23 protein-coding genes and 1 pseudogene are annotated in these 23,375 nt (G+C 69.1%); 16 read left to right on the top strand and 8 right to left on the bottom strand.

Going from position 1 to position 23,375, the window contains the following annotated elements; genetic code table 11:
* Positions 1-36: 36 nt before the first annotated feature.
* Positions 37-693, bottom strand: a complete 657-nt coding sequence (locus DMC64_RS41260; protein ID WP_016336136.1) for a TetR family transcriptional regulator — start codon at positions 691-693, stop codon at positions 37-39.
* Positions 694-782: 89 nt separating this feature from the next.
* Here DMC64_RS41260 and DMC64_RS41255 point away from each other — a divergent pair, with 89 nt between their 5' ends.
* The 5 genes from DMC64_RS41255 (at position 783) to DMC64_RS41235 (ending at position 5,302) form a co-directional block, all read left to right on the top strand.
* A complete protein-coding gene (locus DMC64_RS41255; protein WP_125737940.1) occupies positions 783-1,874 on the top strand; it encodes a ferredoxin reductase in 1,092 nt (363 codons plus the stop codon).
* A 13-nt stretch (positions 1,875-1,887) separates the two neighbouring features.
* Complete coding sequence (locus tag DMC64_RS41250) at positions 1,888-3,003, top strand: acyl-CoA desaturase (RefSeq protein WP_037342389.1); 1,116 nt, start codon at positions 1,888-1,890, stop codon at positions 3,001-3,003.
* A gap of 10 nt (positions 3,004-3,013) precedes the next feature.
* Complete coding sequence (locus tag DMC64_RS41245) at positions 3,014-3,211, top strand: hypothetical protein (RefSeq protein WP_125737939.1); 198 nt, start codon at positions 3,014-3,016, stop codon at positions 3,209-3,211.
* Positions 3,212-3,386: 175 nt separating this feature from the next.
* A complete protein-coding gene (locus DMC64_RS41240; RefSeq protein ID WP_125737938.1) occupies positions 3,387-4,649 on the top strand; it encodes a sensor domain-containing protein in 1,263 nt (420 codons plus the stop codon).
* An 8-nt stretch (positions 4,650-4,657) separates the two neighbouring features.
* Positions 4,658-5,302: a response regulator transcription factor gene (locus tag DMC64_RS41235; protein ID WP_037342386.1), complete on the top strand. Its 645-nt coding sequence runs from the start codon at positions 4,658-4,660 to the stop codon at positions 5,300-5,302.
* Here DMC64_RS41235 and DMC64_RS41230 read toward each other — a convergent pair.
* A complete protein-coding gene (locus DMC64_RS41230) occupies positions 5,299-5,829 on the bottom strand; it encodes a GNAT family N-acetyltransferase (RefSeq protein WP_125737937.1) in 531 nt (176 codons plus the stop codon). The two genes, DMC64_RS41235 and DMC64_RS41230, sit on opposite strands and share 4 nt — an antisense overlap.
* 31 nt (positions 5,830-5,860) lie before the next feature.
* Between DMC64_RS41230 and DMC64_RS41225 the strand changes: the two genes are divergently transcribed.
* The 3 genes and pseudogenes from DMC64_RS41225 (at position 5,861) to DMC64_RS41215 (ending at position 7,341) form a co-directional block, all read left to right on the top strand.
* Positions 5,861-6,424: an XRE family transcriptional regulator gene (locus DMC64_RS41225; RefSeq protein ID WP_125737936.1), complete on the top strand. Its 564-nt coding sequence runs from the start codon at positions 5,861-5,863 to the stop codon at positions 6,422-6,424.
* Between the two features lie 191 nt (positions 6,425-6,615).
* Positions 6,616-6,768 (top strand): annotated as a pseudogene (locus DMC64_RS43740) (DUF3626 domain-containing protein); the annotation flags it as partial.
* Between the two features lie 162 nt (positions 6,769-6,930).
* On the top strand, positions 6,931-7,341 hold the full coding sequence (locus tag DMC64_RS41215; RefSeq protein ID WP_125737935.1) for a secondary thiamine-phosphate synthase enzyme YjbQ: 411 nt from the start codon (positions 6,931-6,933) through the stop codon (positions 7,339-7,341).
* Here DMC64_RS41215 and DMC64_RS41210 read toward each other — a convergent pair.
* The gene (locus tag DMC64_RS41210) at positions 7,279-8,277 is read right to left on the bottom strand and encodes an ABC transporter permease (protein ID WP_125737934.1); all 999 of its coding nucleotides are present in this window, start codon (positions 8,275-8,277) and stop codon (positions 7,279-7,281) included. The two genes, DMC64_RS41215 and DMC64_RS41210, sit on opposite strands and share 63 nt — an antisense overlap.
* A gap of 127 nt (positions 8,278-8,404) precedes the next feature.
* Between DMC64_RS41210 and DMC64_RS41205 the strand changes: the two genes are divergently transcribed.
* The 4 genes from DMC64_RS41205 to DMC64_RS41190 all read left to right on the top strand — a co-directional run bounded on the left by DMC64_RS41205 (position 8,405) and on the right by DMC64_RS41190 (position 13,121).
* A complete protein-coding gene (locus DMC64_RS41205) occupies positions 8,405-9,091 on the top strand; it encodes an HAD hydrolase-like protein (RefSeq protein ID WP_016336147.1) in 687 nt (228 codons plus the stop codon).
* Between the two features lie 9 nt (positions 9,092-9,100).
* Positions 9,101-10,027, top strand: a complete 927-nt coding sequence (locus DMC64_RS41200) for a hypothetical protein (protein ID WP_125737933.1) — start codon at positions 9,101-9,103, stop codon at positions 10,025-10,027.
* Complete coding sequence (locus tag DMC64_RS41195) at positions 10,024-10,875, top strand: hypothetical protein (protein ID WP_125737932.1); 852 nt, start codon at positions 10,024-10,026, stop codon at positions 10,873-10,875. Before DMC64_RS41200 ends, DMC64_RS41195 begins: the two co-directional genes overlap by 4 nt.
* Before the next feature lie 71 nt (positions 10,876-10,946).
* The gene (locus tag DMC64_RS41190; RefSeq protein ID WP_125737931.1) at positions 10,947-13,121 is read left to right on the top strand and encodes a bifunctional lysylphosphatidylglycerol flippase/synthetase MprF; all 2,175 of its coding nucleotides are present in this window, start codon (positions 10,947-10,949) and stop codon (positions 13,119-13,121) included.
* Here the strand turns inward: DMC64_RS41190 and DMC64_RS41185 are convergent.
* Positions 13,058-13,984 carry a hypothetical protein gene (locus tag DMC64_RS41185; protein ID WP_125737930.1) on the bottom strand — a complete coding sequence of 309 codons (927 nt, stop codon included), beginning with the start codon at positions 13,982-13,984 and terminating at the stop codon, positions 13,058-13,060. The two genes, DMC64_RS41190 and DMC64_RS41185, sit on opposite strands and share 64 nt — an antisense overlap.
* A complete protein-coding gene (locus DMC64_RS41180; protein WP_037342377.1) occupies positions 13,984-15,732 on the bottom strand; it encodes a proline--tRNA ligase in 1,749 nt (582 codons plus the stop codon). Before DMC64_RS41180 ends, DMC64_RS41185 begins: the two co-directional genes overlap by 1 nt.
* A 126-nt stretch (positions 15,733-15,858) precedes the next feature.
* Here DMC64_RS41180 and DMC64_RS41175 point away from each other — a divergent pair, with 126 nt between their 5' ends.
* Both DMC64_RS41175 and DMC64_RS41170 read left to right on the top strand, forming a co-directional pair.
* Positions 15,859-16,215 (top strand): VOC family protein, encoded by a 357-nt coding sequence (locus DMC64_RS41175; RefSeq protein ID WP_125737929.1) that lies wholly within the window; start codon positions 15,859-15,861, stop codon positions 16,213-16,215.
* Between the two features lie 28 nt (positions 16,216-16,243).
* Entirely contained in the window at positions 16,244-17,149 is a 906-nt protein-coding gene (locus DMC64_RS41170; RefSeq protein ID WP_125737928.1) for a 2-hydroxyacid dehydrogenase, read from the top strand.
* Between the two features lie 277 nt (positions 17,150-17,426).
* On the opposite strand, the gene DMC64_RS41165 is transcribed toward DMC64_RS41170, so the two are convergent.
* Complete coding sequence (locus DMC64_RS41165; protein WP_125737927.1) at positions 17,427-18,362, bottom strand: aminoglycoside phosphotransferase; 936 nt, start codon at positions 18,360-18,362, stop codon at positions 17,427-17,429.
* Between the two features lie 73 nt (positions 18,363-18,435).
* Positions 18,436-19,404 carry a GNAT family N-acetyltransferase gene (locus DMC64_RS41160; RefSeq protein WP_125737926.1) on the bottom strand — a complete coding sequence of 323 codons (969 nt, stop codon included), beginning with the start codon at positions 19,402-19,404 and terminating at the stop codon, positions 18,436-18,438.
* Between the two features lie 59 nt (positions 19,405-19,463).
* Here DMC64_RS41160 and yaaA point away from each other — a divergent pair, with 59 nt between their 5' ends.
* The gene (gene yaaA / locus DMC64_RS41155; RefSeq protein WP_125737925.1) at positions 19,464-20,219 is read left to right on the top strand and encodes a peroxide stress protein YaaA; all 756 of its coding nucleotides are present in this window, start codon (positions 19,464-19,466) and stop codon (positions 20,217-20,219) included.
* An 87-nt stretch (positions 20,220-20,306) separates the two neighbouring features.
* Entirely contained in the window at positions 20,307-21,758 is a 1,452-nt protein-coding gene (locus tag DMC64_RS41150; RefSeq protein ID WP_125737924.1) for a trypsin-like serine protease, read from the top strand.
* A gap of 61 nt (positions 21,759-21,819) precedes the next feature.
* On the opposite strand, the gene DMC64_RS41145 is transcribed toward DMC64_RS41150, so the two are convergent.
* Positions 21,820-23,343, bottom strand: a complete 1,524-nt coding sequence (locus tag DMC64_RS41145) for an NAD(P)/FAD-dependent oxidoreductase (RefSeq protein ID WP_125737923.1) — start codon at positions 23,341-23,343, stop codon at positions 21,820-21,822.
* Positions 23,344-23,375: the final 32 nt, after the last annotated feature.

Raw genomic sequence — 23,375 nt, 5'->3', positions numbered from 1 at the left:
CGACGTCATATGCGCGCTACGGCAACGATTTCCGCATCACGGAACGCTGCGCCAGTTCGGCACGCCCAGGAAGATCAGCCGCAGCCGCCGTTCGGCCGTGCGGACGATCTCGTCGTCACGCGAAGGTGTTTCGAGCAGCTCCAGCACCGTCGTGAGCATGGTCGTCACGATCAGGTCGGCGAGCAGGTGCAGATCTTCGGTGCTCCAGTCGCGGAGGAAATCGAAACGCGCGAGGTCGACGGCGAGTTCGCTGACGAAGAGCTTGAGCTCGAAGCCGATCGCCTGCCGGACCGGGCCGGTGCCGCCGTAGCGCTCCCTGGTCAGGAAGTGGAAATGGTCCTCGTGCGCCCGTACGTGCTCACGCAGGATGCGCACCGATGAGCGGATCATGTCGTTGTACGCCGACGGTCTCGTGCGCGCGGAGCGGATCATCGTGCGCAAGGTGCGCATCGACTCCTCGACCAGCGCCACGCCGAGTTCGTCCATCGACGCGAAATGGCGGTAGAACGCCGTCGGCACGATGCCTGCCTGTTTCGCGACCTCCCGCAGGCTGAGCCCGGAGAACCCGCGTTCCGCCACCAGGTCCAGGGCGGCGTCCAGTAGCGCCTGCCGTGTGCGCTGCTTGCGCTCCTGCCGGGAAACGGGCTCGGTTGTCACGACGGACAGCGTAATCGCCTCCGCGCTATCACCCACGTCACATCGCCGTCCTCTCGCGTTGACAAGCGGGATCTTCACCACTTCACTATTCAGTGTACAAGCGTTCACTGAATTTGGGAGAAGTGATGACGGCACTGGTACCGCGCAGGGCCAGGCGGCTGGCCTCGCTGGCCGAGGCCCTGCTCACGCCCCACGGCATGGACCGCTACCTCGAACTCGTCGACCCGATGCTGGTCCGCCGCGAGATCCGCGGCCAGGTCACCGGCGTCCGGCGGCAGACGCCCGACACGGTCACGCTGACCATCCGGCCGAGCCGGGCCTGGCGCGGCCACCTCGCCGGCCAGTACGTGCGCGTGACCGTCGAGATCGACGGCGTCCGCCGCACCCGCTGCTACTCGCCCGCCGGTTCGGAGCACGACGGGACACTGGAACTGACCATCAAGGCCGACCCCCAAGGCCTGGTCTCGCGGCACCTGAACCGCACGGTCACCGTCGGTTCGGTGCTCGGACTGTCCACTGCGGACGGTGAGTTCACCCTGCCTTCGCCGCGACCGCGGCGGATCCTGCTGCTGAGCGGCGGAAGCGGGATCACGCCCGTCCTGTCGATGCTGCGCACGCTGGCCGACGAGAAGTACGAGGGCGATCTCGTCTTCCTGCACTACTCCAACGGCGCCGAAGACGCCCTCTACCGCACCGAACTCGCCGACCTCGTCCGCCGTCTTCCCGGCCTGCGGGTGGTACACGCGTTCACTCACGCCAAGACCGGCGGCGACCTGCACGGCTTTTTCTCGAAGGAGCACCTCGCGGAGGCCGCTCCGTGGTACCCCGACGCCGAAACGTTCCTGTGCGGTCCGAAGCCGCTGATGGACTCGGTTCGCGAGGTCTTCGAGGCCGACGGCCTGGGTGCACATCTGCACACCGAGGAGTTCACCCCGCCCGCGCTCACCTTCGACACCGAGAACGCCGAAGGTCAGGTGCGCTTCGCGCGCAGCGGCCGCGAGTTCGCCAACTCCGGGAAACCGTTGCTGGAGCAGGCGGAAGAAGCCGGACTGAGCCCGGAACACGGCTGCCGCATGGGCATCTGCTTCTCGTGCACGCAGATCAAGACCTCCGGTTGCGTGCGCAACGCCAAGACCGGCGAGACCTCCAGCGAAGAGAACGAAGAGATCCAGCTCTGCATCTCCGTCCCGGTCGGGGACGTCGAGATCAACGCTTAGAAAGGAGCGGGCCATGACCGGCTTGCAGGACAAGCTGACCCCTCAGCAGGTCGAGGACTTCGGCCGCGAACTGGACGAGATCCGGCAGCGGATCGTCGCCGACCTCGGCCAGGTGGACGTCGACTACATCCACAACGTCATCAAGACCCAGCGCGCGCTCGAGGTCGCCGGCCGCGGGCTGCTGTTCGCCGGCTTCTTCCCGCCCGCCTGGGTCGCCGGCGTCGCCGCGCTTTCGGTGGCGAAGATCCTCGACAACATGGAGATCGGCCACAACGTCATGCACGGCCAGTACGACTGGACGCGCGACCCGGCGCTGAGCTCCCAGAAGTTCGAGTGGGACACCGTCGCGCCTTCGGAGAACTGGCGCCATTCCCACAACTACATCCACCACACCTACACCAACATCCTCGACAAGGACCGCGACATCGGTTACGGCATCCTGCGGATGGACCCGGCACAGAAGTGGAACCCGTACTACCTGGGCAACCCGGTGTACGCGACGCTGCTCGCGCTGTTCTTCCAGTGGGGTGTCATGCTGCACGACCTCGAGGTCGACCGGGTCGCCAAGGGCGAACGCACCTGGGCCGAGAACAAGCCGGTGCTGCGGAAGATCGTGCGTAAGGCGGGACGTCAGGTCGGCAAGGACTACGTGCTCTTCCCACTGCTGACCGGTCCGCTCGCGCCGCTGACCTTCCTCGGCAACGCCACCGCGAACCTGACGCGCAACCTGTGGGCGTTCTCGATCATCTTCTGCGGGCACTTCCCCGCCGACGTCGAGAGCTTCACCGAGGAGGAGACCGAGAACGAGTCGCGCGGCCAGTGGTACCTGCGGCAGATCCTCGGCTCGGCGAACATCACCGGCGGCAAGCTGTTCCACGTCATGACCGGGAACCTCTCGCACCAGATCGAGCACCACCTGTTCCCGGACATCCCGGCGCGCCGCTACCCGGAGATCGCGGGCGAGGTGCGGGCGATCTGCGAGAAGTACGGCCTGCCGTACAACACCGGTCCCCTGCACAAGCAGCTGTTCTCGGTGGCCAAGAAGATCGTGAAATTGGCCCTTCCGTGGAACGGTGAGCCCCGCACCCCGGCTACCGTGGAGAGCGACAAGACCCTCCGAGCGGCTTAAGGTGTCTGACATGGTCGGTCAGTTCGAAAGCACCAAGGACGTGGTCCAAGAGGTCACCGAGTCCGCGGCCACCCATATCGGCAACATCGCGACGATCATCACCGGCGCGATCCGGGACATCGCCCGCGAGACCGGCGACTGGCTGACGGACGTCATCGAGATGCGCGAGGCGTCCCAGCGGGCGCAGGCGGACGAGAGCCGCGAGTGAGTTAACAGCAGGGGTGCCCGAGGCACCCGCCTTCCCGAGTACATGAAGGCCCCCTTCCTTGCGCCTGGCGCAAGGAAGGGGGCCTTCATGTACTCGGGTGGCAAGGGGTATCGGGCCACGAAGACTAGGGAAACCTGGATGGCCACGAGGCGGATGGCCACGGCAAGCTGAAGCCGTGATCACCCGCCTCGCCCTGCCTGGACGCGTCCTCGGCGCACAGCTGAGCCGCGCGTACTGGGGCGAGCTGGCCTGGGTGATCATCGGCGCGCCGCTGACCCTGGCGTTCGTGGTGCTCGTGGTCCTCGGGCTGATCCTCGGGGCGGGTCTGAGCCTGCTGACCATCGGGGTTCCGGTGCTCATCGGCGTCCTGGCGGGCGCGAGGCTGATCGGCATCGCCCACATCGGCCTGGCACGCGCCCTGCTCGGGACGACGGTGACCCCGCCCGCCCGGCCCGAACTGCGGCCAGGTCTCTGGAACGCCGTCAAAGGCAGGCTCGGGGATCCGCTCGGCTGGCGGTCGATCGCCTATCTGGTGATCCGGCTGCCGTTGTCGTTGATCGAGTTCTTCCTGGTCGCGACCCTGTTCGTGTACGCGGTGAGCACGCTGAGCTATCCGCTGTTCTGGTTCACCCTGCACGGCGACGCGATGCCGACGTTCGACCTGCGCGTCGACACGTGGCCCCTCACCCTGCCGCTCGCCGCCACCGGGCTGGCCGTCCTGCTGGCGATGCCGTGGGTGGTGCGCGGTCTCACCGAATTCGACCGGCTGCTGGTGCGCGGCGTCCTCGGTGCCGAAGACCTTTCGAAGCGGGTGCGCGACCTCGAACGCAGCCGCGCGACCGCGGTCGACGACGCGACCCGGCGGCTGCGCCGGATCGAACGCGACCTGCACGACGGCGCGCAGGCGCAACTGGTCGCGCTGGCGATGAAGCTCGGCATCGCGAAGGACGAGCTCGCGGGCGACGGCGACATCGAGCAGGTCACCGCCCTGGTCACCGCCGCGCACGCCAACGCGAAACAAGCACTCGTCGAACTTCGCGACCTCGCCCGCGGCATCCATCCCGCCGCGCTCGACGCCGGACTCGACGTCGCGCTGTCCACTTTGGCCGCGGGCTCGGGCATCGACGCGCGGATCACCGTGGACCTGCCGAGCAGGCCGTCCCCGTCGATCGAGACGATCGCCTACTTCACCGTCGCGGAACTGCTGACGAATGCCGCCAAACACACTTCCTCCGCGATCGAGGTCGACGTGGGTATCGTCGGCGAAGACCTGCGGCTCGTGGTGCGCGACGGTGGTGAAGGCGGGGCCCGGCCGGTACGCGGCGGAGGGCTCGCCGGGATCGCCGAACGGCTCGCGACGGTGGACGGCGGGCTCGACATCGACAGCCCTCCTGGAGGGCCTACGGTGATCAGCGCGGAAATACCATTACGGAAATAGGGGGCGGCGTGCGCGTCGTGATCGCGGAGGATTCGGCCATCCTCCGGGCGGGGCTCGTCGAACTGCTGAACCTTCGGGGGCACGAGGTCGTCGCGGCCGTCGCCGACGGCGACAGCCTGTGCGCGGCGGTACGCGAACACCGGCCGGACGTGTCCATTGTGGATATCCGGATGCCGCCGACGCACACGGACGAAGGACTGCGCGCGTCCATCGCGTTGCGCGCGGAACTGCCGGGGTGCGCGATCCTGCTGTTCTCGCAGTACGTCGAGACGCAGTACGCGACGGAGCTCCTCGCCGACCGCGCGGGCGGCGTCGGCTATCTGCTGAAGGACCGCGTCGCGGAGGTGTCGGACTTCCTGGACGCGCTTCGCCGGGTGGCCGAGGGCGAGACGGTGCTCGACCCGGAAGTGGTCAGCCAGCTGTTCACCGCCACCCGGAAGACGGACGCGCTCGCGGGGCTGACGCCGCGGGAGCGTGAGGTGCTGGGCCTGATGGCCGAAGGCCGGTCGAACTCGGCCATCGCGGCGGCATTGTTCCTCTCGGCGGGCTCGGTCGAGAAGTACGTGTCGAGCATCTTCGGGAAGCTGGCGCTGCCTCAGTCCGAAGGGGACAACCGGCGGGTCCTCGCCGTGCTGCGGTATCTGGAGTCCTAGGACGGCTCCACCGGTACGCCGTCCAGCTCAGGCAGGCAAAGCTGCACCCAGGCGACATCCCGCCAAGCCCCGTGCTTGTACCCGATGCGCCGGTACGTCCCCACCGGCTCGAAGCCGAGCGCGCGGTGCAGCCCGGCGCTCGCGTCGTTCGGCAGCACCATCCCCGCGCAGAAGTTCCGGAAACCGCGTGACGCCAGCTCGTCCAGCAGCGCCTGATAGAGCGCGCGCCCGCCGCCGGTCCTCCGGCGGCCGAGCTCCAGATAGATACTGACCTCGCAAGACCAGCGATACGACGGCCGGCCGCTGAAGGGGCCTCCGTAGGCGTAGCCGACGACGCGGCCTTCGTCGTCTTCGAGCACGAGCCAGGCATGTGATCGCTGCGCCTTGGCGATGCGTCCGGCCATCTCGTCCGGCTTGGGCGGCTCGGTTTCGAACGAGATCACCGTGTCGATGACATACGGCGCGTAGATCTCCGCGCACGCCGTCGCGTCGGCTTCCGTCGCTTCCCTGATCACCATGTCGACCATAGTAACCGAGGCTGCCACTATAGTGAGCAGCATGTCGGATCCCTTGTCCGCGTCGCTCGCCGCGACGCTCCAGGCCGCGAGGCTCGATCAGAACCTTTCGGCCAACGCCCTCGCCGAATCCTCGGGCGTGTCCAGGGCGATGATCGGCAAGATCGAGCGGGGCGAGGCGCAGCCGACGGCGGTCCTGCTCAGCAGGCTTTCCGCCGCGCTCGGCATGACGTTGTCCGAGCTGATCGCGCGCGCCGAACACGGCGACCGGCGGCTGGTGCGCGCCGCCGATCAGCCGACCTGGACCGACCCCGACACCGGATACGTGCGCCGCGCGGTCTCGCCTTCACTCGGCGGGCCGCTGGAGCTGGTCGAGGTCGTGCTCCCCGCGGGCGCCGAGGTCGCCTTCCCCGCCCACACCTACGTGCTGACCCATCACCAGATCTGGGTGCTCGACGGGCATCTGCGGTTCCGCGAGGGCGACGTCGAGCACGAACTCGACGCAGGCGATTGCCTGCAGCTCGGCACTCCGCAGCCCTGCGCCTACGTCAACCCGACCGGGGAACCGGTGCGATATCTGGTCGCGCTCGCCCGGCGGCACGCCTGATACTCGGCTGGTGGCGAGCACGAGACCGGATTGCCGGTGGCGCCGCACTTCCGCCCCGATAGATCTACAGTGGACGGACGTCCGCTGCTCGAAGCGATGGCCGAAGACGGGTACTACCGCAACCGCTTCGGCGGCACCGACGACAACGCGCCCGCGGCCGAACGGGCGAAGTGCGGGCGTTGAACCTCCGCATGGCCGCGCACACCCTCGGCAGGACGACATTCTGCTATCCCGACAGCGTGCTGAATCCGGCGGATTTCGGCTGCGGCACCAGGGTTTCCGCACTGATCGAGCTGGCGGCCCGTGACGACGCCGACCTTCTCGACGACTACATCGAGGCGCACGTCCACGGTCCCGTCGACCTCGCGAAGGACGTCGAGGCCCTGGTTCTCGACCCGAGGTCACTTCGACCCGCGCATCCTCGGCGAAGCCCGGCACCTCGACCCGCAAGCCCTCAAACGCGTCTGGCACTACATCGCGCGCTTCGGGGCACTACCGTGAACAGCATGTACTCCACGGAGATCGAGGTGCGCACCGGCAGCGTGGCCGTGGTGCACGACCTGACCAAGGACGCCGAGGCCTTCCTGCGCGACGCGGACGCCGAGGACGGGATCCTGCACGTCTTCGTCCCGCACGCGACGTCCGGGCTGGCGATCCTCGAGACCGGCGCCGGCAGCGACGAAGACCTGCTCACGGCGCTCGACGAGCTGCTCCCCCGCGACGGCCGCTGGCGGCACCAGCACGGCAGTCCCGGTCACGGCCGTGACCACGTCCTGCCCGCGCTGGTGCCGCCGTTCGCGACGATCCCCGTGATCGGCGGGGTGATGACGCTGGGCACCTGGCAGTCGGTCTGCCTAGTGGACACCAACCTCGACAACCCGGTCCGGCGCGTCCGCTTCAGCCTGCTGGAGGGCTGACCGGCCCGGCCACAGCGCGAGCACCAGTCCCACCACGAGCAGTCCGGAGAGCACCCACACCCCGGTCGCGACGTCCGGCGCGCCGGGAACGCCCTGCAACAGGCTCCGGAGCCCTTCCGCCGAGAACCGGAACGGCGTCCAGGACCACAGCACGGCGCGGTACGCGGGGTTCAGCAGTTCCGGCACCTGACCCGCGACGGCGGGCGCGACCAGGTACAACGGGCCGAGGATCGCCATCGCCCGCACGCCCAGCAGCCTCAGCAGCCCGGTCTGCAGGGCGGCGAATCCGGTGGCGGCCAGGAAAAGGAAGCCGAGGACGTCCCAGCCGAGCGGGAGCGCGGAGTCCCACAGTTTCAGGAACCCGGTCAGCACGGCGGTGACCAGCACACCCGCCGAAACGATCTGGGTGAGACGCGCGACGGCTCCCGCGTCCCGGCCGATCCGCCGTCCGGCCAGGACCAGCACGGCGCCCGCGATCAGGCAGCCGACCCATGCCAGCGCGCTCAGCGCGAGCGGGGCGACCCGGCCCGCCGCGCTCGCCGGATGCAGTGTTTCGATCTTCGGCGTACCGCCGAGCGCCTGCGCGGCGCCGGTCAGCGCCTGCTGCGCGATCTGCGTCCCGGACGGGTTCACCGCCCCGGAGAGCACGACCGTCGACGGAAGTTCGAGAACGCCGTAGACCTCCTTGTCCTCCAGCAGTTTCCGGCCCTCCCCGGGGGTGGTCACCCGCCACGAGACCTGACCTTCGCCATGGGAGGCGATCCCGTTCGCGGCCACTTGAAGCGGCCCCGGAGGCGCTGCCACGGCGAGAGGGAGACCGTCGGGCGCGACGGTGGCCTGCGCGCCGAAGGTGAGAAAGCCGAGTACGGCGGCGACCAGCGCACCGGCCACAGCGGCTAGCAAGGCGAAGGCCCCGGCGGGGCGACGGTTCGACATGACCGTCCTCCATTTATTCGTCACTTGTTGAATTAGCTGCCAAGGTAGGCCTCGGCCGCAAAGAAGTCAACAGACGTTGAATAAGCTCACCGGTACCGTCGATCGCGTGACTACTCCGCATCGGCTCGTGCTGTGGGACATCGACCAGACCCTCGTGGACCTGCGCGGCGTGGGCGCCGCCTGGTACACGACCGCGCTCGCCGAGGTCGCCGGCGTCGAACTGCGGGCCTTGCCGAATTTCGGCGGCCGCACCGAACGCGCCATCAGCGCGGACATCCTGACCTCGCACGGCGTCGAGCCCACCGAGGAGAACGTGCGCAAGCTGTGGCTCGCGCTGATCGCGGTCTCCGAAAGCCACGCCCCGACCCTGTCTTCGAGCGGCAGGGCGCTCCCCGGCGCCAAAGACGCGCTGAACGCCTTCGCCACGCACGGCGGCATCGTCCAGACACTGGTCACCGGGAATCTGCCGGAGATCTCGGTGCACAAGCTGACCGCGTTCGATCTGCACGAGCACGTCGACTTCGAGATCGGCGGCTACGGCTCGCTCTCGGCGCACCGGCCCGATCTGGTGCCCGCCGCCGTCGGCCACGCTTCGGCGAAACACGGCACCGAGTTCGCGCCCGAGTCGGTCGTCGTCATCGGCGACACCCCGGACGACGTCCGTGCCGCGCTCGACAACGGCGCCGTCGCGGTGGCCGTGGCGACCGGGCAGTTCAGCGCGGAGGAACTGGCCGACGCGGGCGCGCACACCGTGCTCGGCGACCTGTCCGACCTGGTAGCGGTACGTGCGGCCGTGCTCGGGGGCGCCAACTAAGCTCGGTCCATGGCATACCCAGGCGGCGGCAACGGCTGGCCGGAGCAGCAACCGCAGCAGCCCTATCCGCAGTACCCCCCGCAGCCGGGATATCCGCAGGATCCCCAGCAGCAGTACCAGGGTTACCAGCAGCAGGGCTTCCCGCAGTTCCCGCAGCAGTCGTACCAGGGTTTCGCGCCCGAGCCGCCGAAGGGCGGCAAGAAGGCCTTGTGGATCGGCCTCGGCGCGCTCGTGCTGGTCGTCGCCGTCGGTGCCACGCTCTTCTTCGTCCTGCGCGACGGCGACGAGCCGCAGCCCCAGGCGGCACCGCCGTCGTCTTCCGCGCCCGCGCCGCCGTCGTCCTCGGCGACGAAACCGCCGTCTTCGAGCAGCGGCGCACCGAAGGACAACAAAGTGCCCTCGACGACGCCCGGCTGGCAGGGGATCCTGTCGGTCAAGGACAAAACCGCCTACGACCTGCCCGCGTCGGGCTGGGAGACCGAGCCGGGCCAGATCGTCGGCTACAACGAGGGCGAATTCAAGATGGTCATCCACGAGGCGTCGACGTACAAACTCGGCGCCTGCCCGGAGGTCCGCGGTTCGAACCGCGGTGTCGTCGGCTTCGCCACCGCGGACCAGATCCCGGTCGAGAACGCCGCCCGTGGTGCCGTCCGGCTCTGGACCCAGGCCGCCACCGGCAAACCCGACGTCCCCCTGCCCGACATCACGCAGGTGGCTATCGCGGGCGGCTCGATCCAGGCGGTCAGCTCGACCGGCACCTTCACCCCGGCCGAAACCGAGGAATGCCGCGCCCCAAGCGTGAAGGTCACCTCGGCCGCGTTCAAATCCGGCGACCAGACCATCTGCTTCGTCATGGCCATGGACCAGGGCACCCCGGACGCGCTGACCGAGGCGGACGCCCAGAAGATCCTCGCGAGTCTGAGGCCTCAGCAATGACCGGCCCCGGTGGGCGCATCGACGAACCTCGGCAGTGGTTCGTCGATCCGCTCACCGGGCAACCGCTCGAAACCGAGGCCGAACGGACGAGTCCGCTCCCGGTCATCCGGGACACCGTTCCCTCGCGCCGTCGCCCGCGCCTCAGGCCGACACTGGGGATCCTCGGGCTGATCCTCGTCCTCGCCGTCGGCACGACGGCCACCTATCAGGCCAAGACCGCGCCCCCGCCGCCGTCCGCCCACGATCTCGTCCTGCCCGATCCGGTGCCCGCCACCCGCGTCGAGCCCGTGATCGCGGGCTGGCAGCCGGTGCTGTCCGACGATCACCCGCTCGTCTACGACGTCCCGCCGGACTGGAAACTCGAAGAGCCCGACGTCGCCATCGGCTACGAGACGCCGTCCGGTGACCTCGTCACCCTGCAGGGTGTCGCGCGCTACCGGCGCGCCTTCTGCCCCGGCTCCGATCTCTCGGCCCGCGCGATGGCGGGGTTCACCACCATCGACGAGGGCGAGGTCGGCGGACTCGCCCAGGCCGCCGAGGAAACGACGATCCGCTGGGCCGAAGCGGCGTACGGACACGGCCCGAAGACGGAGATCGGCAAGGCCGGATCGGTGCCCGTGCTGGACGGCGGGACGACCGCGACCGCCGTGACCACCACCGTCGTCCCCGCCCCGGACGGACCGTGCCCGGCGCCTTCCGTCGCGATCACCGCGATCGCCCTCCCGCTGCGCGCACTGCCCGGATCCGGCCGCTACCACGTCCTCCTGGTACTGGCGGACCAGGGGATCCCCGGTGCGATAGCCAGCGGCGTCGTCCTCAAGATGGGTGAGAGCATCCGTCGCGAGTAGCACTCCCCTAAGGGAAATATGGGTCCCGTGCCGGATGTGTCCGGGCACCTCCCGCCCCTAATTTGAGTTCCATGCCAAAAGGGGGAAGCGGGACGGCCGCGCCGGGCCGGACGCACAAGATCGCCACGGTGCTGAGGCACCGGCTGCCTTTCACCAGCCTCGTCACGCTGACCATGCTCGCGCTCGCCTTGGCCACGGGCGCGCTCTGGTCGGCCGCCGAGGACCGCGCGGTGTACCCGTACATCGCGTATGGGCTGCCGTCGCTCGAATCAGGCCGGTGGTGGACCTTGTTCACCGGACCGCTGTTCGCGGTCGTCCCGCTGTACTACCTGCCGATGGTGCTCAGCTTCGCGTTGTTCGCCGGATTCGCGGAATGGCGGCTCGGCACGCGCCGGGCGATGGCCGTCGCCATCGGCGGCCAGTTCGTCAGCGTGCTGGTCGCGGTCCAGTTCCTGGCATTGAGCCGCAATTCCGGCTGGGAATGGGCGGAACGCGTCGCGGGCAGCCTCGACGTCGGATTCTCCGGCGGCGCGCTCGCCGCGGTCGCGGTCGCCAGCGCCACCCTGCGCCCGCCGTGGCGTTTGCGCCTGCGCGCCGGGCTCTGCGTCTACGCCGGGGTCGCCATCATCTTCGTCGGCACACTCGCCGATCTCGTGCACTTCTTCGCCCTCGTCCTCGCGCTGCCGTTCGGGCGGAAGTTCGTCGGTGCCAAGGAATCCTCGCGCGAACGGCGGCCGAGCCTGCGCGAGTGGCGGTTCTACGTGATGGCCGGCCTGCTGGTGCTGACGGTCGCCGAACTGGTGATGTCCTTCGTGCCGGGCAACGGTCCCTTCGGCTCCTCCGAAGAGCTTTCGCTGTCCACCTGGGAAGTCGTCGTCCTGTGCCTGATCGTGGTGCCGATCATGAACGGCCTGCGCAAGGGCAGCCAGGTCGCCTGGTGGTGCGCGATGATCCTGACCTCGTTCGTCATCCTGCAGGTGATGGTCTACGGCGGGGTGCTCACGCTCGCGGAGATCTTCGGCGAGGACGCCGACCTGATGGATCCGCCGCTGTTCTTCGTGGACAACCTGCTGTGGACGGTCGAATTCGCGCTGCTGGTCTCCTCGCGCGGCGCTTTCCGCGTGCCGTCGCGGCGGAAGCGCCGCCGTCTCGGCCGGATGGGCAACCCCGCGCTGGCGCGCACCCTGCTCAGCCGTCACGGCGGAAGCACGCTTTCGTGGATGACGACCTGGCCGCAGAACTCGTACTTCGTCGCCGCGGACGGCAAGTCCTACCTCGCCTACCGGCGCCACGCCGGGGTGGCCATCGCCCTCGGCGACCCGATCGCCCCGGACGGCGCCGCCGACCGGACGATCGCCGAGTTCATCACGATGTGCGAGAACACCGGCCTCGTCCCGTGCCTGTTCTCCGCCACCGGCGACACCATCGCCAAAACCGGGGAACTCGGCTGGAAGCAGGTCCAGGTCGCCGAGGACACCCTGATCGAACTGGACACGCTGGAATTCCGCGGCAAGCGCTGGCAGGACGTGCGGACCGCGCTCAACCGCGCCAAGAAGGACGGCATCGAGTTCCGGCTCGTCCGGCTCGCCGACCAGCCGCGCGCGGTGATCTCGCAGGTCCGCGCGATCTCCGAGGAGTGGATCGGCGACAAGGGCATGCCGGAAATGGGCTTCACCCTCGGCGGGGTCGACGAAGCGATGGATCCCGAGACCCGCGTGGGGCTCGCGGTCGACGCCGACGGCGTGGTGCACGGCGTGACGTCGTGGCTGCCGGTGTACACCGGCGCGGGCGCGATCGGCGGCTGGACGCTCGACGTCATGCGCAAACGCGCCGACGGGTTCCGTCCGTCGATGGAGTTCTTGATCGCGTCGTCTTGCCTGGCCTTCCGCGAAGAAGGCGCGAAGTTCGTTTCGCTGTCCGGCGCTCCCCTGGCGAGCTCCGGCGAACCCGCGCACGCCGTCGAGCGGGTGCTCGACGCGCTCGGCACGATGATGGAGCCGTTCTACGGTTTCCGTTCGCTGCACGCGTTCAAGGCGAAGTTCCAGCCGCGTCACGTGCCGCTGTACCTCGCGTTCCGCGACGAGGCGGATCTGCCGCGAATCGGGATCGCGCTCGGCCGGGCCTACCTGCCGAACACCGGGCTGCTGCGGCTGGCGAAGCTCGCGCGGTCGGGCAAGAAGCCTCAGCGCAGGGTCGAAGGCGGCGGCGTGATGGTCTTGCGGTCGGCCTCCGGGACACCGCGGTAGGTCTTGAGGATCTTCAGGATCAGCTCGCGATCCGCTCCGCCCGGCGCGTCCTGGCCCGAATAGACGGCCAGGGCCGCCGAGGCTTCGCCCAGCTGGGGCGCGATCACGCCGACCAAGGCACGGTGCGCGCCGCACGCTCCCGGCGGGGTGACGACCTCCGCGAGGACGATGCTCGCGGGGACCTTCTTGCCGGTACCGAGCGTGAACTCGGTGGTCTGGGGCGGTTCCGCGGTGATCTTGGCCGTCAGCGGGCCGTCTTCGGGGTTGTAGGCGCTGACGGCGAGGTCGTCGACCGCCTTCTTCGCCGCGGCGGCGGGGTCGGCGAGCTTGATGTTCGCCACCCCGCTGCCGCCGAGCCTGCTTCGCTTCTCCTGCGGGCAATAGCCTTCCCCGACGAAAGCGCTGGCGACCATGGTGATGCCCGGGACCTGGGTGCCCTTCTCCCAGCCGTGGATCGTGCCGGGTTTCGGCGTCCAGTTCGGCGGGACGTCGTAGGCGTACACGCCGTCCTTGCCGGCCACCGACTGCCAGCCTTCGGTCACCGGCGGCGCGACGACCTGAGGCGAAGGCGTATAGACGATCGGAGCCCTGGGCGTGGGCGCGCTGCTCTCCGACGACCTGTCACCGTTGTTCGCGAGCGCGGCGACCGCGATGACGCCAAGCGTCGCGAAGAAGCCGTACATGGCCCTTCGCCCGCTCCGCGACATCGGCTGCTTCGAGGGCTTCTCCGGCTCTGGCTCAGGGGCCGGGGTCTCGGAGGCGGGCGTGTAGCCGGACGAGTCCGAGGGCTGATAGCCCCCGAACCCGTCCAGCGCCGCGTTGTCCTCGTAGCCCGGGGACTCCCCGCGCTTCTTGCCGAACATTACGAACGAACGAGCTTGACCAAGTGCTCGACGACCGCGTCGACGGCGATCTCTTCGCGGTCGCCGGTGCGGCGGTCCTTGACCTCGACGACACCGTTCGCCAGGCCGCGCCCGACGACGAGGATCGTCGGCACACCGACGAGTTCGGCGTCCGCGAACTTCACGCCAGGGGTGGCCTTGCGGTCGTCGAGGACGACCTCGATCCCGGCGGCGTCCAGTTCGGCGGCGAGCTTCTCGGCGCCCGCGGCGACCGTCTCGTCCTTGCCCGCGATGACGACGTGCACGTCGAACGGCGAGACCTCGCGCGGCCAGACGATGCCGAGGTCGTCGTGGTTCTGCTCGGCGAGCACGCCGACCAGCCGCGAGACGCCGACACCGTACGAACCCATGGTGATGCGGATGGGCTTGGAGTCCGGGCCCAGCGCGTCGAGTTCGAACGCGTCCGCGTATTTGCGGCCCAGCTGGAAGATGTGCCCGATCTCGATACCGCGCGCGGCGACCAGGGTGCCCTTGCCGTCGGGCGACGCGTCACCCTCGCGGACCTCGGCGGCCTCGATCGTGCCGTCACCGGTGAAGTCGCGGCCCGCGACCAGGTCGACCACGTGGTGGTCGCGCTCGTCGGCGCCGGTGACCCAGGCGGTGCCGTCGACGACGCGCGGGTCGAGCAGGTAGCGGACGCCGTTGTCCTTCAGCGCCTTCGGGCCGATGTAGCCCTTGACGAGGAAGGGGTTCTTCGCGAAGTCGGCCTCTTCGAGCAGCTCGAACTCGGCGGGCTCGAGCGACGCTTCGAGGCGCTTCGGGTCGACCTCGCGGTCGCCGGGGAGGCCGATGGCCAGCAGCTCCCACTCCTTCGCGCCCGGCTGGCGGGTCTTCACCAGGACGTTCTTGAGCGTGTCCGCGGCGGTGAAGGTGCGGCCGAGATCGGCGTTGTTCAGGAAGTTCACCAGCGACTCGATGGTCGGAGTGTCCGGCGTGTGGTGGACCTTCGCCTCGGGAAGGCCCTCGATCGGCTTCGCCTCGGGAGCGGGCGTGGTGACCGCTTCGACGTTGGCCGCGTAACCCGATTCGGTGCTGCGGACGTAGGTGTCCTCACCCGTCTCGGCGACGGCGAGGAACTCCTCGGAGGCCGAACCGCCCATCGCGCCGGAGGTCGCCTTCACGACGACGTACTCGATGCCGAGGCGGTCGAACAGCTTGGTGTAGGCCTGGCGGTGCAGCTCGTACGACTTGCTCAGGCCCTCGTCGTCGAGGTCGAAGGAGTAGGAGTCCTTCATGACGAACTCGCGGCCGCGCAGGATTCCGGCGCGGGGACGCGCCTCGTCGCGGTACTTCGTCTGGATTTGGTACAGGACGACCGGGTAGTCCTTGTACGAGCTGTATTCACCCTTCACGGTGAGCGCGAAGAGCTCTTCGTGCGTCGGGCCGAGGAGGTAATCGGCGCCCTTGCGGTCCTTGAGGCGGAACAGGGCGTCGCCGTACTCGGTCCAACGGCCGGTGGCCTCGTAAGGCTCCTTCGGCAGCAGCGCGGGGAACTGGATCTCCTGCGCGCCGATCGCGTTCATCTCTTCGCGGACGACGTTCTCGATCCGGCGCAGCACCCGCAGGCCCAGCGGCAGCCAGGAATAGCCACCCGGGGCCACCCGGCGGACGTAGCCGGCGCGTACCAGGAGCCGGTGGCTCGGTACCTCGGCGTCCGCCGGATCCTCACGCAGGGTGCGAAGGAACAACGACGACATCCTGGTGATCACTTCTGGGCTCCTCGCTGGAATTACGTGCTTAGACGTTCTGCGCAGCGTAGTCACCCCGCCCCGGGCCGGTTCAACCGGTTATCGCGGGCGCCCGGTTTTGTCGGTGGGCGCCGCTAGCGTGCCGCCATGGGTATCGAACTGGGCATGATCACGATCGACTGCGCGGATCCGCGCGCGCTCGCGGCGTTCTGGACGAAGGCGCTGGAGGTCGAGGTGGATCAGGACCACGGCGGCGAGTTCCTGATCCTGCACGCCAAGAAGGAGAACGGGCCGGTGTTCGCGTTCCAGCGCGTGCCGGAGGAGCGGGTGGGCAAGAACCGGGTCCACGTGGACTTCGGGGCCGAAGACATGGAGAAGGAGGTGGAGCGTTTGATCGGACTGGGCGCGAAGAAGCTGGACGAGCACGAGATGCCGGGTTTCGCCTGGACGGTGCTGGCCGATCCCGTCGGCAACGAATTCTGCGTCGCGACCCACGAGGGCTGACGCCGGTCACGATGGCCAGAATGGCGGCATGACGGAGCGAGCCATCCTGCCCTGGTCCGACATCGAGCTGCCCGAAGGGCTGAGCGCGCGGCTCTACGACGGCTTGGGCCCGCTGCCCGACACCGGCCTCGATGACGTCGAGGTCTACGTGCTGCCGTACGACACCGGCACCGAGCCGATGAAGCTGATCGACCGGCTTCCTTCCCTGAAGCTCGTGCAGTCGTTGTCCGCCGGAGTGGAGAAGCTGATCCCGCTGGTGCCCGCGGGAGTGAAGCTGGCCAACGGCCGCGGCCTGCACGACCTCAGCGTGGCCGAGCACGCGCTGGCGCTGATCCACGCCTCGCAGCGGGATCTGCCGCGCTGGTTCGCGCAGCAGGCGACGGCGTCGTGGGAGCGCGAGCACACGCGCTCCCTGGCCGACAGCCGGGTGCTGCTGGTCGGCCACGGCTCGATCGGCCAGGCCATCGAGCGGCAACTGGTCGCGGCCGAGGCGATCGTGACCAGGGTGGCGAGCACGGCCCGGCCCGCGGAGCGGGTGCACGGCGTCGGCGAGCTGGCCGAGCTGCTGCCGTCCGCCGACATCGTGGTGCTGATCCTGCCCGAAACGCCCGCGACCATGGGCCTGTTCGGCGCCGCGGAGCTCGCCGCGCTGCCGGACGGCGCCCTGGTGGTGAACGTCGGGCGCGGCTCGGCGATCGACACCGGCGCGCTCACGGCCGAGACCGTCTCCGGGCGGTTGCGCGCCGCGCTGGACGTCGTCGATCCGGAACCGCTGCCCGCCGGGCATCCGCTGTGGAGTTCGCCGGGCGTGATCATCACGCCGCATATCGCGGGCGGGTCGGCGTCGTTCTACCCGCGCGCGAAACGGCTGGTCGCCGAGCAGCTGCGGCGGTACGTCGCCGGGGACGAGCCACTGAACCTCGTGAGTGGCTAGTTCCGCCCCGCGGTGCCGCCGCCGCGACCGAGGCGTTGCGAAAGCCACTTTCGCAACGTTGAAGGTTGCGAAAGTGGCTTTCGCAACGTGATCGGGCCCCGATGCCTCGCCAAATCTGGGGCGGTAAGGCGAACAGAGCGCCACCAACAAGACGCGAAGGTGCCCTTCGCCGCATCGGACGCAGCGAAAGCTCCCTTCAGCCCAGCTGACGACCACGCCACCTCTCGTGAGTGGTGAGGACGGTTAGAGCCGTCCTGGCCACTCAGGAGCCGAGCGGCTACTGCCAGTGGGTCCGGTAAGCGAGCCACTCCCGCATCGCCCCGGCAAGACGACGTTGCGCCGCGCGCACCCCCGTCGTCGCGGGCGGTTCCGGCAACCGGCAAGCGCGTTCGGCGTGCCCGGCCAGTGCGACGCCGAACGCGGTGACCGCCCAGACCGGCACACCGGCCAGCACGGGGCGGCGCCGGAGCAGCCGGTCGACGTCGGCGGGCTCGTGCCCCGCGTCGAGCAAGTACGGCACGAGCGCGACCAGATCGAGCCAGCCCGCACCCCTCGCCGGGTAGCGCCAGTTGGTGACGAGCACCCGGCCCGGCCCGGTCCGCACCAGGTATTCGGGCTGGATGTCGTTGTGCAGCAACGTGTCCCCGGCCGACCAGGGATGCCACGACGTCTCCAGCTGGACGAGCCGGTCGAGGTTGCGGACGGCCCACGCGTCGAGGTCGTCGGGGCGTTCCTTCGCGAGTTCGTGCCAGCCGCGCAGGAGCGGGCCGAGATCGTCGAGCGCGTCCGGCACGTCGGGCAGCGGGCATGGCGTGAGTGTGCGCCCGAGCGCGCCGAAGGTGGCCAGCACCGCCGAGAGGTCCGGCGATCCCGGGCGCAGATTCGGCCTGGTGCCGTCGAAGTCGGCGAACACGAGCACCAGCCATTCACCGTCCACAAAGGACAGCAGCTTCGGTGTGGGTGCCTCCGGGGGAAGCCGTCGCGCGATGTCGGCCTCCGTCCGGTAGCCGCCCGCGCGCGGGCTGCCCGCCGGGATCGCCTTGAGGAAGACCCAGCGATGACCGCGTTCGAGTTCGAGACGCGCCGAGACACCGCCGTCGAATTCCGGGGTCTGCCACAACGAACGACGGACCATCGACCCGAGCTCACGCTCGACGGCGTCACGCGTCGCCGAAGGGAGGTCGTGCCAGCCGAGGCGTGCGGAAACCGGCAACGCCCTACCACCCCCAGCGATCTCTCCGAGAAGATCGACTGTACCGAAATCCACCCTTTCAGGTGACAACCGGTCAGGTCGGAACAGGTTTCACGTACCCGGCCCAGCGCTGGAACTCGCTGAACCCGACCCGCTCGTAAACCCCGAGAGCACGGTGACTGTTGTCCTGGTCGACGTTGAGCGAAGCCCGCTGGAAACCCTTGGCCTCGGCCTGGACGAGCGTGTGCCCGAGCAGCGCGCCCGCGATCCCGCGCCCGCGAAGGCTCGCGTCGGTCGCGACGTGGCTGACGTACAGCTCCTTCACGCCCGTGGCCGCCTCGTCGGAGGCGAAGTACGCGCTCAGCACCATCGCGACCACCCTGTCCCGCTCCGGGCTCAGCAGCAGGAACGACAGGTCCGGCTGGAAGTCCTTCCCGCCGACCACCAGATGCCGCCACGCTTCCGGCGACTGCTCGGTGCTCCCCCAGTGATCCGCGAAGGTCTCGTTGCGGGATCGCAGCGTGAGTGCCTCGTACTTCTCCTCGTACGCGACGAGCGGGAACTCTTCCGGCAGCGGTTTCGCCGGCGGGATCGAGCCGAGGTCGGCTCGCATGTCGACGAACCAGCGGGCGTGCTCGTACCCGGCGTCCACGAGTACCTCGGAGAGCCAGCGCTGCTTGGTGTTGGCCGCCGCGTGCAGCTCCAGCGGCACGTCCGGATGGGACTTCGCGTGGAGCTTCTTGCCCGCCTCCTCGAACCAGCCGGTGAGATGCGCGGCGATCGCTTCGTCGCGATAAGCGGGATGGACGAGCGTCTCCACCCGCATCATGTGCACCGGATCCGCCGCGTCGCGTTTGCGGAGCAGACCGTAGGCGACCAGCGTGTCGCCGTCCCAAGCGCTGGTCGACGCGGTCGGCAGGTCGACGGTCGGCGTACCGATCTCTTCGGCGAGATCCTCCGCGCTGTAGTGCTCCTCGATCGGCTCGGCACGCTCCGCCTCGGCGAAGGTCTCGGCCAGTCGCGGCATGTCGTCCATGGTCAGCGGGCGCCAGGTCAGGCTCATGCGGACGAGGCTAAGCCCGCGCCTCGGGGTGACGCACTCCATTTAGTTACGCTTCCGTGGTGCTCGTGCTGCTCCCCCCTTCCGAAACCAAGGCCGCCGGCGGCACCGGCGCGCCACTGGACCTCGGCGCGCTGTCGTTCCCGGAACTGAACCCGGCCCGCGCGAAGCTGGCCGACGCGCTGGTCGAACTCGCGGGTGACGTCCCGGCCAGTGTCGCCGCGCTCGGCATCACGCCGCGGCAGGCCGACGAGGTCGTCCGCAACGCCGAACTGTGGACCTCGCCCACGATGCCCGCGCTGCGCCGCTACACCGGGGTCCTCTACGACGCGCTCGACGTGAAGTCCTTCACCAAGGCGACGCTCGCGAAGGCCGAGAAGCGCCTCGCCGTGGCTTCGGCGCTGTTCGGAGTGGTCGCGGCGACCGACCCGATCCCCGCGTATCGGCTGTCCGGCGGCAACGCGCTCCCGTCGCTGGGGACCGTCCGCAGCGTGTGGAAGCCGGTCCTCGAACCGGTGCTCCAGGGCATCGACGGTCTCGTCGTCGATCTGCGTTCCGGAACCTATTCGGCACTGGCGAAGCTCCGCCCGGACGCGGTGACCGTCCGCGTCGTGACCGAGGACGCGAAGGGCAACCGGACCACGGTGAGTCACTTCAACAAGGCGTACAAGGGACGGCTGGCCGCGGAGCTGGTCAAGTCCCGCAGCGAACCGTCCACTGTGGAGCAGCTGATGCGCGTGCTGTCCAAGGCGGGCCTCGACGTCGAACGGACCGGTGACCACAGTATCGAGCTCTTGACCGGCGACGGAGCGCATTAGTTCCGTACCCCTACGGGCTTCTTCCTCGGTTGTTCCACCAGGCGCGGATGCGGAAAGTGATTTCCAGCCACCTGGAAAGGAACCACCGTGAACAGAAGAAAACGGCTACTGGGGATCGCCACCGCCACCCTCGGTTGCCTCTCGGTCCTCCTGCCCGCGCCGGCGGCCGCCGCGGACCTGACCGCGGTCACCCCGACAGACCAAGCGGTCGTCCCCTCCGGACCGCATACGAACTCCATCGGCGGCACGCCCGCCTCGGTCACGGACTATCCGTTCATCATCGCGGGCCTGCGCGAAGGCGGGACGCGACCGCAGGGGCAGACCTGCACCGGGTCGGTCGTCGCGCCGCGCAAGATCCTGATCGCCGCGCACTGCAAGGACGCGGCCGGGGAGAAGTCGTTCCTCTACGGGCTCGACGACCTGAACGCCGGTGGCGGAACGCGGATCGGCGTCGTCAGCTATGAAAAGCACCCGAAGTACGTCAACTTCGACCAGGGCTACGACGTCGCGGTGGTCACCACGGACGCCGACATCCCGGTGCCCGGCGGCCAGTACGCGAAGGTCGCGACGTCGGCCGACACGGACTTGAACAAGCCGGGCAAGTCCGGGCTGGGGCTCGGCTACGGCAAGAAGGACTTCAACGACGACACCCGCAACGTCGAACTGCACAAGTTCACCCTGCCGATCGTGCAGGGCAGCAACTGCAACGGTGTCGGTGCCGGCTTCAAGGAAGCCACGATGATCTGCAGCGGCTACAGCGACGGCCACGTCACCATCCTGCCGGGCGACAGCGGTGGGCCGCTCGTGGTGGACGGCAAGATCGTCGGCGTCGCGTCGTGGAGCCGCAGCGACTTCAAGTGGTACAGCGTCTACGGCAGGCTCAACAACGACATGGGCGACTGGGTCAAGCAGCAGATCGGCGAGCCGCAGAACCCGGAGACGTTCTCGCTCGCGGTGACGCCGTCCTCGCTCAAGGTCGAGCCGGGCAAGTACGTTTCGGCCACGGTGACCAGCAAACCGGGCAAGAACGGCGCGGAGAAGGTCGATCTCAGCGCTTCGGGGCTGCCGCAAGGCGCGACGGCGACGTTCCAGCCCGCGTCGATCACCTCGGGTGAGTCCGCGAAGGTGAGCATCGAGGTTCCCGCCGGGACGGCCGAAAAGGATTACGCGGTCACGATCTCGGGCAAGGGCACCACCGACACCGCGACCACGAACCTGACACTGACCGTCGGCGCGGGCGGGCCGCAGCCCGGCGACCTCAAGGTGGGCCTGAGCCCGGCCAGCGGGACAGCGCAACCCGGTTTCTTCAGCAACGTCACGGTTTCCGCCACCGGGGGCGCGGGCACGATCACGCTGTCGGCGTCCGGGCAAGGGCTGCCGTTCGCCCCGTTCTTCAACCCGCAGACGATCTCGAGCGGCGGCAGTTCGACCATGCAGGTGGTCGCGCCCTTCCAGCGGGGCACGTATCCGGTGACCGTCACCGCGAAGGACTCGGCCGGCAAGACCGCCACCGCCACCTACACCCTCACCGTCCAGTAGCGAGTGTCATGAAAGGGCCGTTCAGGACATATTTCGTCCTGAACGGCCCTTTCATGACGTTTCAGGATCGGGCCAGCACCGCCATGGCCGCGTTGTGCCCGGGGATACCGGAGACGCCACCACCCCGCACGGCACCGGCGCCACACACCAACACCCGCTCGTGCGCCGTCTCGACGCCCCAAAGCCCGACCTGATCGACATCCGCGGCATAAGGCCACGAAAGATCCCGATGGAAGATGTGTCCCGCGGGCAACCCCAGCTCGGCTTCGAGATCCAGCGGCGTCTTCGCCTCGACGCACAACCGGCCGTCCGGCGCACGCAGCACACAGTCCTCGATCGGCTCGGCCAGCACACTGTCCAAAGAGGACAACGTCGCGCGCAGCGCCTCGTCACGCGCGGCATCATTGCGGCCCTCGAACAGCCGGGCGGGCATGTGCAGCCCGAACAACGTCAGCGTCTGCACCCCGGCGGCCTGTTCGGCCGGGCCGAGAATCGACGGGTCGGTCAGCGAGTGGCAGTAGATCTCGCACGGCGGCAACGACGGGATCCGGCCCGCGGCGGCCTCGGCATAGGCCTTCGCCAACTGCTCGTAGCCTTCGTTGACATGGAACGTCCCGCCGAACGCCTCTCGCGGATCGACACTCGAATCACGGAGCCGCGGCAACCGCGAGAGCACCATGTTCACCTTGAGCTGCGCGCCTTCCGGCGACTCTGGCGGCTCCTCCCCCAGCAGCCGCGCGAGCGCCCGCGGCGCGACATTCGCCAGCACGTGGCCGCCACGCACCACGAACTCGTCGTCACCGAGCCGATAGCGCACTGAGCCGCCCGGGTCGATCGACAGCACCTCGGCGCCGGTCACCAGCCGGGCCCCGGCGGAAGACGCGGCCGACGCGAGCGCCCCGGTCACCGCGCCCATCCCGCCCACCGGCACGTCCCAGTCGCCGGTCTCGTTGCCGATCACGTGGTAGAGCAGGCAAAGGTTCTGCCGGAAATCACCCGCCCCGGCGAAAGTGCCGATCAGCGCGTCGGTCAGGACGACGCCGCGGACGGTGTCGTCGTCGAACATCCCGGTGAGCGTTTCCGAGATCGGCCGTTCGAACAACGCGTCCCATGCTTCCGGCTCAATCCTCGAGCGCAGTTCCTCCCTGGAGACCAGAGGCTCGGTCAGGGTGGGGAAAGTCCGTTTCGCGACCTGGGACGTCATCGCGTAGAACCGTTGCCACGCCTCGAAGTCCTTTGTGGACCCGGTGAGCGCGGAGAACGACGCCGAAGTCCGGCCGTCGTCGCCCGTGTCGACAAGGAGACCGCCGTCGCCGACCGGCGTGTACGACGACATCCGCCGCCTGCGGAGATCGAGTCCGAGCCCGAGCTCCGTGATGATCTTGCGGGGCAGCAGGCTCACCAGATACGAGTACCGCGACAGCCGGACGTCGACGCCGGGGAACGCCCGGAAGGAGACCGCCGCCCCGCCGACCTCGTCGCGCCGTTCCAGCACCAGCACCGAGCGGCCGGCCCTGGCCAGATAGGCCGCCGCCACCAGGCCGTTGTGCCCGCCGCCGGCGATCACGGCATCGTAGGACTCCATCCAAGACCTCCCAGCGAAAACGACAGTGCGCC

Source organism: Amycolatopsis sp. WAC 04197, assembly GCF_003947475.1.
Lineage (GTDB): Bacteria > Actinomycetota > Actinomycetes > Mycobacteriales > Pseudonocardiaceae > Amycolatopsis > Amycolatopsis japonica.
The sequence above is the reverse complement of the archived record's forward strand: the minus strand, read 5'-3'. Positions and strand labels throughout refer to the sequence as shown.